The following is a 12,770-nucleotide window of genomic DNA, read 5'->3' as shown; positions in this document are numbered from 1 at the left end:
GTGTGACGTTGCATTGGGCCGACAGTTGTCGTTCTCACGATGCGTGGGGGAGGAAGAGTGCAAGAACGAACAGCGCGAACAGAAACTGTCTGCAACGCGCCTGAAACTTCGTCTTATTTATCGAAAGGTTTTGCAAAATTGTCTGAAACGTCAGACACTTGCGAAGAGAAAATGGTGGGTGATGTAGGGCTCGAACCTACGACCCGCTGATTAAGAGTTACTATTGCTCGTAACCTAATCAAAGGGTTGCTGATGGGCATTTGTGGGACTTTTGCCGCTTCGCGTCGAAATCCCACGCCTGTAAAAGATATCCACCCTGAGGGGTGGATATGAACTTGCGACACCTAATTAGCTGGCCTGTTATCGTTGCGCCAGCGCACGATAGCTTCAAGAGCAAGATCTGAAATCCACATTGCACTTGTGCCGGTCAGAAACGCGGCGGCGTGCATGGTGGTGACTGGATCGTCAGGCAGAGGCCAACCAATCTTGTAGAAGTAATGCAGGACCGGCGCTGTGAGATAGCTCGCAGCGAGGAGCCCACAGAGAGGTGAGAGCACCATTTCGCGCCAAGTGAAGCTTCGCCGCGAAAGGGCACGCAAAAGACCGCCAGCGAAACCGGCGGTCGCTACACCGAACTTGATGCCGGTGGCTTCGAGGAATTCCATTATCGTCATTTCAGCCCCAGATCTCCGAAACCAGTTTCGTGGCTCGACCGATCGGAGACGATGAGCCTGAACATTCTGGCACTAGCTTGCTGGCGTCAAACGGCCTGTTGCTCTGCCTTAAAGGAGTTAATGCGGTCGTCGCGTTCCACTGGGGGGGTGCCGGCAGGGATAAAGAGAGTGTTTCCATTATCCGGCACGACGGACACCGTTAGATTGCCCTCGGCGTCATACTGCAAATATAGGTCAATTTCATTTTCCATGATCAAGCCACCCTGAAGAAAATCGCTGCGTATACGGAAGATCCACTTCCTCGGTTGAAGGTCTGACCGGTCAAATCGGGCCATGTGCCGAAAGCCTGGGCGACGCTCAGATATGGGACCGAGGACGTGGTTCCAGATGAAACCTGCGACGCTGTCCCACCCAACAGGGTGGCTACGATGGTGGAGTTTGCACCATAAGCCTGAAACACGGCCGTCGTTGTGTCGGTATTCAGCGCCACCCAATACATGCCGGGATTAAGCGTGATGTTTCCCCCGGATATGGCCGCAGTCACGACGCCGGTTGTGCCGGCCGACAAGCTGCCAGTTGCACCCAGGGCGTTGCCTGTGGGAAGCTTGGTGATGGGATCGGAGGCATAGATAGCGAGTTGAAAGCTCTTCCCTCTTTCGGCCGTGGTTACGCGCGTGCCGAGCTCTGACAGTGTCATGCGCTCTTTTATGATGATTGGGTGAAGCCTGACGTTACCCCCAGTGATGGCGGCGCCCGTTGAGACAACACCGTTCACCCCGTGATAGTAAGAATTTGAGACGTAGCCGAAGAAATCGGCATTGTCCTGTCGAACCCATGACGCTGCGCCGGCGGTCGCATCGCGGCAAATGTATTCAATCCCGGTGGACTTGTTGAGCCATTTCGAGCCGACTTCGAAACCCGCCGCGCTATCGTCAGTGATGCCTGGGGCGGTATCAAGCGTGTACCTGTTTTCCGTGAACATCGACAATAGCCGGTTGAGCTTTTGCCGGATGCTGGCGCCCTTGTCCTCGTTGGAAATCGCTGTAATACCCATTTAGTCATCCTTCCAAGTAGCCGCATCATCCCAGGTACCGGCGTCGTTCCACTTGCCGGTCAGCAAAAGCCAGACCCCCACCACCGCACCTCGTGCGACTGCGCGCCATGGCGCCAATGCCAGCAATCCTTTGCCAGGTTTCCCACCCCTGACGGACGTGCTGCGCAGTTTTCCCAGTGAAGTCGTCATTCGACAGTCACCGTACAGTTGGGATTGGTGGCTCCGGAAAGGGTCACCAGGACATTGCCAGCGCTGACGAAAACCACCTGTTGGATAGGATCGTTGTTGCCATCCAAGTTCGCGGCCGACAGCTTGCCATCAGGGACAGGTGTCGGATCCGCATTTATGTTTGGCTGCGTGAAGAGGCGGAGCGTGCCGCCGCCAAGATTGCCCGAGTACGACATGACGCGGTAACCGCCATCACATCGCGCCTCAATGCCGAAGCTTTCAGCTGTAGCCGTGTTTTGTGTAAAGGTTCTATTCGGCATATCTTACCCCCAACATTCCCGCCGCTGTCCATTGCGGTCGTTTCCGATGACACGTTCGTAACCCGGCCGATCGGCGGCGATCAGCGCCACCGTTCCGGCTGGACTAAGGTTGTTTTTCTGGAAGCCCGCGCAGCTGCTCGCAGGCATCGATCTGCATCCCGTTGCCATGCAGGCCAAGGACACACAGATCGTAGTCACTACGGTTTTGAAGACTTGCATCGTCGCCTTTCCTTTCGAGCTCTGCCTTTGCATCCTCGATCGCGCGCGCAGCGATCGCCGTTTCTCGTCCCTCGCGCTTGGCGGCCGGCACCATGAGGAACTGCGCGTAAAGCAAAGTGACCGCGACGGCTGAGACGATCCCGCCCAGGGCGAATGCCGCATATTTGAGGCGATCAAGCACCGATCTCCTCCTTCAGGACGCGGTAGACCTTCGCGATATCCGCGCGCCGTTTGATCGCATAGAAGGCAAAGCCAGCGACGACGACGATCAGAAGGGCCTGGACGTATGGATTGGTGATGAGTGCGATCGCCGGCGCGATCAGAGTGGTAATGATCCACTGCCAGACCGTCTTGGATTTCGCGAGTGGTTTGTCGAGGTTTTCCGGATCGACGTTTTCCGGTGCGATCGGCGCCGGCATGGGAGCGGCCGTTATGCCGCCCCCGTCGTCAGCTGCCTTGGGAGGCAAATCCATGTCAGAGCCGATCTTATGAATGTCGCGGACATGGCGCAACCGCGCCTCGACAGCTTCGGGGCTAACCAGAGCCTTGTTCAAGCCGTCGCCGGCGTAATAGCTCTGGCCGCGCTTGACGTCGCGATGCTGGCCGTGGGTAGCAGAAAGGACGGGGAAGCTAGCCCATTCCTTCGCCAGGTTGAGGCCGAAGGCGACGATCGACAGGCGACCATCAACATAGTCCTGATAGCCGCGTCGCAATAGGAGGTAGTAGCCCAAGCGCTTCTGCAGGCTCTCAGAAAACAGGACGTCGCCGCGAAGCGTCGGCACTTCCTTGCAGATCCCGATCAGGGTGTCGCGCATGAACTGGTAGGCGCCCGACGCACTGGATGAGGTGGAGTAACCCCAGTTCTGCTTTACCCAGGTTTTGTTGCCCCAGTTTTTCTGCGCGTCGATCAGATCGCCAAGCGTCATTTTCGTGATCGGCGTTCGCAACTTGCCCTGGCGGTTGCCAAAGATGGTGTCGAAGCCTTCGGGCGCTTCTTTTCCCTGGATGAAGTCAAGAAGGTTTTGCGCCGCTAGAGGCACGGTCTCGGGTAGCTTCGACATAAAAAAGGCTCCAGTTTCACAACTGAAGCCGATGTTAAGTGCGTTGAGGTAGTGTCAAATGCTAAGGCCAGTAGGCAGGATTACTGGCATAATCGGCCGGGATCTCAGGAAGCGCCTTCAGAGCAAAGTAAGACGCATAAATCGGCTGACGCCAATCGGCTGCAGCGTCTAGGACACGCCACCACTCCGAAGCGGTAATGATGGTCGGCCCCGTATCTGTCTTGATGCCGATCTGGCGATTGGGTTCGCCCATATTCATTGCCGCTTGGGCAAGAGGCGTCACCTCCTGCATCCAACGCTTCATGTCGGCGTCAGTTGTGCCGAAGTGGTGGACACCGCGATCGCCGCCCAGGTCGTAGTTGAAGCCCAGAGAGAGGCGGCGGTTCACTTCTTCGGTCAGCATGTCGGGTGTCGGCACGGCGGCAAGCCATTTCTGCCCGTCCCAGACCTGACGCGCATCCTGCGGACCGGTAGGAACCTCGATACCGGTCGCCATGTCCGCCGGAATTTCCTCGTCAAGTCCGTCGAAGGAGCCGAGAAACTTGCCGGTCGCATCCACATAGAAGCGCTGGACAGTTGGAGGCCTCACCCTCGGAAGCTCGATGTCGTCAGCCGGGACTGTGTTTTCTTCGTCGACCTTTGCCATTTCACACGCTCCCCATGACGACAACATCCAGTTGAGACTGGCCGTAATATCCAACGCCCCCGCCGCCCTTAGTGACCAGGGGTATGCCGTCACCGCCAAAGTTCACGCGGATGTTAGTTGCATCAACATTAACGGAAGTGCCCCAACCGCCTCTGTAATTCACGTCAGCGCCCGCCGTATTCGGCCCGACAATGACCCTGTCACCGACAGCATAGCCCCCGGCGGCCACCTTGAAGACAAATGCGAGAAAGACCCTTTTAGGAACTCTGCCGAGGCCGTGCGCTACCACGAGAGAACCGCCGAGGGCAAATGTTTGCTGGGCGCTGGTGTAGCCTCGAAGAACATCAGAGAGCTTATTGCCGAACTCACCCGCCACACCTCCCGAGAATACGATATCTCCAGTCTCATAGAACTGCGCAATGAGACCGTTTTTCTCGACCTGCAGTATGCCTTTGCCAATGACCAGATCGCCAGCTGGGCCTAGGCCATATCGGTTGCCATCGTATCCAAAGTAGGCGTTAGCGACGTTCCAAGTGAGGTAGCCGGTGTTGTCGCCACGGTTTAGCTGAACGTCGCCGTTCGCTTGCAGCTTGGAATATTTGCCGCCAGTTCCTGGACCAAACAACACATCACCCGTGAGAGTGCCGCCCGCTTTTGCGAGCATTCCAGTCACCGCAGCCATTGCCTTCTTTGCCCAATGAAACGCCGAATAAAGCCCGCCGGCGACCGGCGCATCTTCGGCCTCATTCGCCCACCGACCTGCCATTGTGGCAGATCCGGCCGCGCTCGAGGCGCTACCAGCTGCGGCCTGTTTGCTCTGCAGAGCATCATAGGCATACTCTTGCGCATTGGCGATGTCTGGCGCGTTCGGTCCGGGAACAAGGCGGTTGCCTTGCTTCATCAGCACGTCGCCGTCAGCAAGGTTGCTGGCGAGTGTCACACCTTCGCCGCCATAATCTACTTTGATTGCGCGATCGGCGTCTCGGCTGAACTCTTGTTGAATGATGCGGATCCGGTCGAGCTCGCCGTCGGTCAAGGCGCTCGAGAACTTTCCGTCGCGCACGATCGAAGACATGCGATCGAGAACAGCCGCGCCCAGGATAAGGATAATATCGCCCGCGCTCCTGGGCGCGAGGAAGGTCGCGGATCCGCCGGCCGGATTATTCGCGCCTGTCAGGGTGTAGGCGCTCGGACTGAAAAGGGTGTACTGGCTTGGGGCCGTCTGCAGGTAGATGCCGATGTCTTCATTCTGCAGGAAGGGAAAGCCGATCGAAAAAACCGTCTGGCCGGCGCTGGCCGTAATGCGGCGATATCGCGGATCGTCGGTGATGGGAAAGACGCTGCTCATGAAAATGGCCCTGATTATCGACAGGGCCATCATTCCATGCAGGGTGTTAGGTCAACTTGCGCCGATCGCGGCCGGCAGGTTCGGCCCTCGATCGGGAAGGGCTTCGCCAGGCCGCCACCAGAAGCCCTGTCCGAACTCCTTGTCGAAGAAGCGTTGACGCTGCTTGAATGCCTTGTTCGCTTCCGGATCTGCGAGATACTGAAGCTGATCCCAGACGAGCCGTTCCCAGGCAAGTTTCGTATACCAGATGGTAGATCCTGGCGTGTTGCCCTTGGCAAACTTCACGAGCTCGCGGCCGAAATGGGTTTTCTCGCCGCTCGCCAGCTGGGCGATATTGCCGGCCGTAAGGTTCCAAGCATCATTGGCACGCTGCATCAACGGGCCGCCGAAGGTGGTCGAAAACCCGCCGCCATAGCGGTTGATGTTGGAAAACAGGAAGTCGCCGTAGATGCCAAGGCCGCCACCCTGCAGGAGCGCAGCACCCCAGAATGCGCCGGTTCCCATGTCCTGCGGATCTCGGCCGGATGCCATGGATTTCAGCTGCAGGGCCATGCCGCCAAAGAGTGTTGTCGAGATCAGCAAGGATCCTGCATAGGCCGCGCCTTTGCCCGTTTGCCCTCCGGTCAGCATTCCGTGGATGCGCCGGCCGTGCAGAAGAAGGAACACGGCGCCGAAGGATTTGAACTGGGCGAAGCTGCGGACCACTTCACCGATGAAGGTGCCCGGCCGGTTTTGATCAACCAGCATGATCTTTGACCGGTTGGATCCTGAAGGAATTGCATATTCCGTCTCTGACTGGATCATGGAGAGGTAACGCTCCGCTAACCGCTCGTCCAGGCGCTCGCCGATCTCATTCGGCCGCATGATCATGGTTCCGTTTCCCATGTCGTGCATCGGCAAGCCTCGCATGCGGTCCCAGTCCATCGGCCGGATCCCGTATCTCGTCATCACATCGCGAAGTGCAGGCGGCAAGGCGTCGAACTTCTTGCCGGCGTTCTCGGCCGTCGTTCGCATGAAGGCCAGGCCGAAGGCATGCCGGCCGGCCTGGCTCCATGGTGTCAGTCCCGATAGGGTCAGAACGCGATCGGCTAGGAAACCGGACCATCCGCGTCCGTCGATCGTGCCGACATATCGCGCCTGGGCATGAAAGACGTGCATGGCCTCGTCCAGGATGAGGCCAGAAGCCACGGCCTCCTTTCTGGTTTGCTTGCCCAGCGCCTTGACCAGATCCGAAAACGCTCCCTGGGCGCCGATCCCGACGAACTGGCGAGCCATCATCGTCGTGCCGATATCGGAAACTGAAGACAGCGCAGCGGATCCGAGAACAGAGGCAGTGATGAGGCTACGCGTTGCTGCCAGGCCTGAAGCCCATCGACCATTGACCGGTGTTTCCAACGTGCCCCGCATGGATCCCCACAGCGCATCGATCTTCTTATTGATCGACTGGGCGCCGTCGATAGCGCGCTCTGCCTTGCCTGCGAAACGGCTCGGCCGGCCGGCAACCTTCTCCATGCCCTGCTTTTGAACGACCTGCTTCAGCCATTCGATCGTGCCGTTTGGGTTTGGCCCCAGGACCTCCATAGCGGCGATGTCCTTCGCCATCATGTTGATGTGCCCCATCATCGCCGCAAATGCATCACCACCGCCGCCATAATCCCGCTGGTAGCGAAGCCAGCTATCGGCATCACGGAAGACGAGGAAGCGATGTTCGGCGCGTTGGTTCGCCAGGGCGCCACGGCCTAGACCTTGACGCAGCGGCTCGCGCTTCGCCCATCCCTCTGTGGCAATGTTCGTCCAGATCCCGTCAAGGATATCGTCGATCTCGCCGGCGTCGATCGGCTGGCCCGTGAGCGGATGTTTCATGCGGGACGTATCGAGAAGCGGCCGAATGTCTGTCTTCCATTGCTCCAGGCCGACTTTTCGAAGTGCTCGCGCATCATGATGTTGCGGCAAGCCCCAACGCTCGAGCTTGCCGATCGCGCCGCCGGCGGCGTTGAAACGCTGGCGCAACCATTCGTGCGTGTCTTCCCAAACCTTGGCAAATTGCTTGGACGCGGGGTTGCCGCTGGTCTCGCCGAAAGCCTCCCGCACAACCTCATCCAGTTGCGCCTTGTTGTGCCGGCCGACGTCACCCAGAAGGGCGGAGCGCTTGAAGTGAGACAGAAGGTCATCCATGCGTGCATGGGCCATACCGACGATCGCCTTGCGTCGGCCATCGACGCTATCGAACGGAGCCGTGCCGAAATGCTCGAGGAGATCCAGGGCGGCGGCGCCCACGTCGTGCTCGCCTCGTGGGTTCTTGTAGCTGTTGATGTCGGCCGCAACGCGCTTGATCGACGATAGAGACAGTTTCGCCTTGCGCTTCTGGTGAGCCGTCTCGGCCTTCAACAATTCCGCAAGCGCTCTTTTTGCCTCCGCGTCGGCCGTCACCTCACTGTTGCCGGCAAACTTCTGCCGTAGCCGGTCGAAGTCGCGCGTCAGTCGCGCGGCGTCTTCCTTCGATATCTCTCCGCCTTCGGCGGCCGTGTTCATGCAATCTTTGAAACTCATGCGCGGCAAGCCTCCACCACTGTTGACAGCCATTCCAGGCGCTCAAGCTCTTCTTTGATCCCTTGCGGTGTGGCGGTCCTGCCATCGTCGAAGAAGGGAATTTCGAAATCGTCCGGAATGTCCGCGAGATCTTCGTCCGTAAAAAACGTGTCTTCGATCGGGCGGCCTGGATTGTCGAGGCCGCCACGCATGTCCGTGCCGTCGATCCTTTCCGGCGCAACGGGGAGCTTGGTCACTTCCTCGGCCGCGCGATCGGCATCGATCAGAACACGATCAAGCGCCTCCGCCGGCGCTAGGCTCTCCGCGTTCGAAAGCTCGGCTGCTTTCAGGATCAGCTTGTCATCGACGGCCGGCCCTGCGCGCGCGACGAGCTCGTGAACCAGGCCATCCGCATAAGCGCGGCCACCGTCATCGACGGCCCGCACGCTTTCACGAGATCCCGTGTCGAGTTCATCCAGGAGATCGCGGATTGTGCTTTGCTCCATGGCCTGATCGGGCGTGCCGTATCGATGATCGAAATAGCCGGCTTCTGCAGCTGCTCGCCGCGCCTCATCTAGCGGCATACCGCTATCGCGGACCAGGCGCCCGACGAATCGCTCGGAAACGTTCTCGAGGCCAAGCGCCTGAAGCTCGCCCCTGAAATCCTGGACGCCTCCGGAGCGCATGAGAAATTGAGAAAGGGTGTCTGCCTTCGCGGCTTTCGTCGCCGGCGCGTCCGGTACCAGTTGATCGACGATGCGCCGCACCTGGTCAGGATCTGGCTCGAAGAAAAAATGGCTGTTGTCCTGGGCGGCTTTCATCGCCTGGCTGATTGCGCGATCGTGCGTGTCGATCGACGCGGCGGCCGGCCGCAACTCATCTGCAGCCCGGGCAGCTGCAAGAGCATCGATCGCGCCTCGAGCTTCAGCCGGAAGCGCCTGGCGAATGGGAGTTGCAATCTCGGCCGCGCGCGCCGCGTCGCCCGAAAATGCCTCGCGGATCTCCGGGCGTGTCGAAGGCGAGCCCGCAACAGCATCGGCGATCTGCTCGACCTCGCGCGGACGAAAGACACGGCCGATCGCCTCGGCGCCGGCCTGCATGCCGCCGCCCAAGACGCCGGCCGTCCCTGCAGCAAATGCCACGTTCTTCAGCGCTTCGTTGAGCCCGTTCTCGACGCCGATCTCTTTTCGCCATGCCTGCACATGTGGCTGAAGCGCGGCTTCGATCGCGCCGTTTACAGCGGCTTCCTTCAGCGCGGCTCCCAGAATGCGCCCGCCGATCGTGCGAGCTCCGCCGGCGCCACCGCCTGCGAAAAGAGTGGTGACCTGGATCGGGTCATAAGCGGCGCCGGTAAATCCGCCACCGATAGCAGCCACCCAGCGGCCTAAGCCGTTTCGCGAGGCCATGGCTTTCGCCAACCGCTCATCTGCATTCTTGGCAAGTGCTTCGGCGTCTTTCTCGACAGGCACGCCGGCGCGAATGACGGACGCCCGATCGGGATATCTCTTTTCGAGATCTGCCAGCCACCCATTGAAGCGGTCAACGGCCTCTTGCATCTTCGTCGCCGTGCGCTCGGTGTCGCTGATGATCCCCCGCTGCGGATCGAACTGGCGTTCCGGCTGTTCACCCGCGACACTGACGTTCATGGGGTTTTCGAACGTTTCGCCGGTCGCTTTGGTTATGGCGCGGATACGCTCGTCATAGGCGCGCGTATAGGCCTCGGCGCGGGCCGTCGTGTTATCGACCAGGCGCATTTGCTCACGCGCTGCGCTCCAGATCTCGCCCAAGGATGATTGACCGGCGGCCCACGATGCCGGCGTGTCGTCGCGCGCCTGGTTGAACCAAAAGCTCATAGGGGGCTCCATACCGAAAGATCAAGTTCTTCGTCAGCCGATCGGGTCGTGCGGGCGACTTCCTCCAGGTTCCGAATGTTGAGCGTCCAGAACGTCCCGCCTTGAGCTTTGATATACTGAGGATCCTCGCCAAGCGGATCGTTAAGGGCAACGCGATAAAGTCCGTCTCCAACCGACACCAGCCTTGCCTGGCGGATTTTGTTGATCGGGATATTGAAGCCCGTGCGGTTGTCGATCGGCGGCAACTTCTTCAGCTGGTCTTCGGTAAGGCTCGATAGAAGCTTGCCGGGCTTATCCTTTTCCATGTCGGACGGAACGATGATCTTCGATCCATTGACGTCAGCCAGGCCGCCATAGGTCTTGTCGCCGATCACCCGCGCGCCGGCGGCTCGATCCAATGCGCGGGAATATGCAGCGCGGGCAACAGATCCTTCCGTTTTGAGCTCTGTCGCGTCGAAGCCGTTCTGGTTTGCCATTTGCTCGAAGAGGATGGATGCGGTCTGGATCATCGCTGATTGTGTGCGGGGATCTGCAGAAAGCGCGCCGGCAAGCTCGCCATTGGCATAGGTGCCCATTTCCGCCGCGCTCGGCATCTTCGAAGTCAGAAGCTTTTCCCGCCTCATCGCCAGAGTGTCGGCGACGTCGTTGGCGACGGAGGTATCGCCTGAAGCCAGCGAAATGCCGGCGGCATGTGCGATGACCGGTCCATCTTCGCTGAGCTCGGACAGAACGCGTGGCGCATCTTTGCCGAATGCTTCCTGCACCGAAATTGCGAATGCCGGCAACATTTCCGGCTTGCGAAGAATGGCGGCCGACAGGGCTTCTTTCTCTCCAGGACGGAAAACCGGCACCTGTTGCTGATATAGGCCTGCAACCTGGTCGCGCTGCGTCTTCCGAAGGCCTAGCGTCCTGGTGAGCTCTTCGGCCGAATTGGCGTCGATCGGCTGAAGCTCGATCGCTCCGCCGCGTGCGGCTTGACCGAGTGGATCGGTTTCGCGCTCCTTCAGCACCTCCTGGGCGCGTTTGCGTGCGGCCTCGTAGATCTCCAGGTCGTCAGCATAGCCCGGCTTGCCCGCCTCGGGTTTCATCAGCGTGAGGCGCTGCGAAAGATCCGCCGTGCTCTGAACCTCCATCCCGTTCGTCGCGGCATAGATCCGGTTGGCTCTGTCCTGACCAAGTCGCCACCTTTCGACGCCTTCAGGCCCGACAACCTCCAAGACTTTTGCCGGATCAAGGCCTGAGTTCGCGGGATCCAAGCCCTTGCCGCTGGCCGCAATACTGGCGACATCGTCATTGATCAAAGCCTCGAGGCGAACCTTTTCGGCTTTGTTCGAGGCGGTACGCTGGTTGATTTGCTGGCGGGCGTCACTGTAGAGCGTGTTCGAAATCGCCTTGACGGTATCGAACGACAGAGAGGCAAGCGGGCCTTGCTGCTTTTTCCAGTCGTCCAGGATGCCGGTTGCGAATGCCTCTTTCTGCTCGGGCGTTGGCAAAGCATTATAGACGCCCTGGATACGGCCGCGCGCTGCAGTCTCGGCGATATCCAGCTTGAATTTTGCCGCCTGGGGAGCTGTGAGGATGCCTTGCGCCACCGCTCCATCCACCGATCGCTGAAACGCTTGCGTCTGCTCGGTGATGATGGCGTCGCCGTCGGCGTTGGCTCCAAGAACCTGCGCCTGGCGCTCTAGGTCGACCAGGCGGGAATTGTACCCGTCGCCGAAAGCCGTCAGTTGATCGGCGCGAAGCTTCTTCTCATAATTGGCATTGATGTTGCGAACGTAAGCCTGGTTGTTGTTGGCAAAGCTTTTGTCGAACATCTCCCGCATTTTCGGGTCAGCCGGAAGCTCGGCAATGTATTTCTTCCGGATCTCGTCGGCCGCTGCAGCGTAGCCGGCGGGATTGTCCTCATTCTGCTGCTGTGCTGCATAGAGCTCGTTCGAAACGCCCTCTTGCATCCGCCAACCCCAGGCAGACATTGCAGCATCGTTAAACGCGTCGTTTCGGATCGTGCCGGCGGGACGCAGGGCGAGCGGCGTGGATGACAAGGGAGCCGCAACGCTGGCGGTCTTGATAGCGCTATCAGTGCCAGGACCGGGACCAGGCGCAACTGCAGTAGCCGGGGTAGGCGAAGAGGAGGGAGAAGCCGTCGAAGCTGCTGCAGGGGCCGTAGATGCAGGAACCGGCTGGCCGCCTGCCAAGATCATCGCCGCTTCGCGCTGTCGCCGCTTTTTGTTGGAGCTCAAGCCAGCAACGGCCGAAGACAGCATTTGCAGATTGCCCGTCTTAGCAGCTGCTACAACCTCTTTAGGAAGTGAGCCATAGTTGTAGCCGACGGAGGCCAACGCGGCCTGCGCGTTTGGCGGCAACTTGCCCCAGGTGTCGCCAAGCTGCTTTTGAACCTGAAGGCCTTCGCGTTTGGTGAGGCGATAATCGAGATCTCGCTCGGCGTCTTCGCGCGAGATCTTCATCCCCTCAGTGACCTTCACCACCTTTCCGTCGGCCGTAACGGTGGTATCGGAGCCGTAGCCCACGCGGTGCGCGTTCACGTCCCAATAGGGAACGTCGCGAAAACCCTCCTCCTTTCGCAGAAGCGCTTTAGCCTGTTCGTGCCATGGCCCAGTGCCGGCAACACCTCCGGCCATAGCAACGGCCTGCGTCTGCTGCAGGTAGGATGCGCCGGCCTCCTGGCCGGCGGTCAGTCCAGCTGCTTTACCCTCACGCTCTGCGGCATATGCCGCCATTTTCCCAAGGGTGTCTGCTAGGCCGCCGGCGACATTCGCCAGAGCCTCGGCAGCCTGGCCGGTGTTGACGGCGTAGGCCGGCGCGTCGCCGATCGCCGCCGACATGTTGAAGCTGGCCAGCTGGCCGGGGCTGCGCGTTTGACGGTTTGCCATTCTG

At 59.7% G+C, this 12,770-nt stretch carries 12 protein-coding genes; all 12 read right to left on the bottom strand.

Annotation, left to right across the window (positions count from 1 at the left end; translation table 11 throughout):
* Window positions 1-344 precede the first annotated feature (344 nt).
* Window positions 345-674 (bottom strand): hypothetical protein, encoded by a 330-nt coding sequence (locus ACTJKV_RS11450; RefSeq protein ID WP_440598698.1) that lies wholly within the window; start codon window positions 672-674, stop codon window positions 345-347.
* Window positions 675-760: 86 nt separating this feature from the next.
* Window positions 761-925 (bottom strand): hypothetical protein, encoded by a 165-nt coding sequence (locus tag ACTJKV_RS11445; RefSeq protein ID WP_440598697.1) that lies wholly within the window; start codon window positions 923-925, stop codon window positions 761-763.
* Window positions 926-927: 2 nt separating this feature from the next.
* Complete coding sequence (locus ACTJKV_RS11440) at window positions 928-1,728, bottom strand: hypothetical protein (RefSeq protein WP_440598696.1); 801 nt, start codon at window positions 1,726-1,728, stop codon at window positions 928-930.
* The gene (locus tag ACTJKV_RS11435) at window positions 1,729-1,917 is read right to left on the bottom strand and encodes a hypothetical protein (protein WP_440598695.1); all 189 of its coding nucleotides are present in this window, start codon (window positions 1,915-1,917) and stop codon (window positions 1,729-1,731) included.
* Window positions 1,914-2,216 carry a hypothetical protein gene (locus tag ACTJKV_RS11430; RefSeq protein WP_440598694.1) on the bottom strand — a complete coding sequence of 101 codons (303 nt, stop codon included), beginning with the start codon at window positions 2,214-2,216 and terminating at the stop codon, window positions 1,914-1,916. The genes ACTJKV_RS11435 and ACTJKV_RS11430 overlap by 4 nt, the downstream gene beginning before the upstream one ends.
* 103 nt (window positions 2,217-2,319) lie before the next feature.
* Entirely contained in the window at window positions 2,320-2,616 is a 297-nt protein-coding gene (locus ACTJKV_RS11425; RefSeq protein ID WP_440598693.1) for a hypothetical protein, read from the bottom strand.
* Window positions 2,609-3,496, bottom strand: coding sequence for a hypothetical protein (locus ACTJKV_RS11420; RefSeq protein WP_440598692.1), 888 nt, complete (start codon window positions 3,494-3,496; stop codon window positions 2,609-2,611). The genes ACTJKV_RS11425 and ACTJKV_RS11420 overlap by 8 nt, the downstream gene beginning before the upstream one ends.
* Before the next feature lie 61 nt (window positions 3,497-3,557).
* Window positions 3,558-4,142 carry a hypothetical protein gene (locus ACTJKV_RS11415; protein ID WP_440598691.1) on the bottom strand — a complete coding sequence of 195 codons (585 nt, stop codon included), beginning with the start codon at window positions 4,140-4,142 and terminating at the stop codon, window positions 3,558-3,560.
* A 1-nt stretch (window position 4,143) separates the two neighbouring features.
* The gene (locus ACTJKV_RS11410; protein ID WP_440598690.1) at window positions 4,144-5,490 is read right to left on the bottom strand and encodes a hypothetical protein; all 1,347 of its coding nucleotides are present in this window, start codon (window positions 5,488-5,490) and stop codon (window positions 4,144-4,146) included.
* A 51-nt stretch (window positions 5,491-5,541) separates the two neighbouring features.
* Window positions 5,542-8,040: a hypothetical protein gene (locus ACTJKV_RS11405; protein ID WP_440598689.1), complete on the bottom strand. Its 2,499-nt coding sequence runs from the start codon at window positions 8,038-8,040 to the stop codon at window positions 5,542-5,544.
* Window positions 8,037-9,872: a hypothetical protein gene (locus tag ACTJKV_RS11400; RefSeq protein ID WP_440598688.1), complete on the bottom strand. Its 1,836-nt coding sequence runs from the start codon at window positions 9,870-9,872 to the stop codon at window positions 8,037-8,039. The genes ACTJKV_RS11405 and ACTJKV_RS11400 overlap by 4 nt, the downstream gene beginning before the upstream one ends.
* Entirely contained in the window at window positions 9,869-12,766 is a 2,898-nt protein-coding gene (locus tag ACTJKV_RS11395) for a lysozyme (RefSeq protein ID WP_440598687.1), read from the bottom strand. Before ACTJKV_RS11395 ends, ACTJKV_RS11400 begins: the two co-directional genes overlap by 4 nt.
* Window positions 12,767-12,770: the final 4 nt, after the last annotated feature.

Source organism: Agrobacterium sp. 22117 (genome assembly GCF_052045735.1).
In the GTDB taxonomy this organism is placed as follows: Bacteria; Pseudomonadota; Alphaproteobacteria; order Rhizobiales; family Rhizobiaceae; genus Agrobacterium; species Agrobacterium cavarae.
Note: the sequence above shows the minus strand (reverse complement) of the source record. Positions and strands in the feature narration are given on the sequence as shown.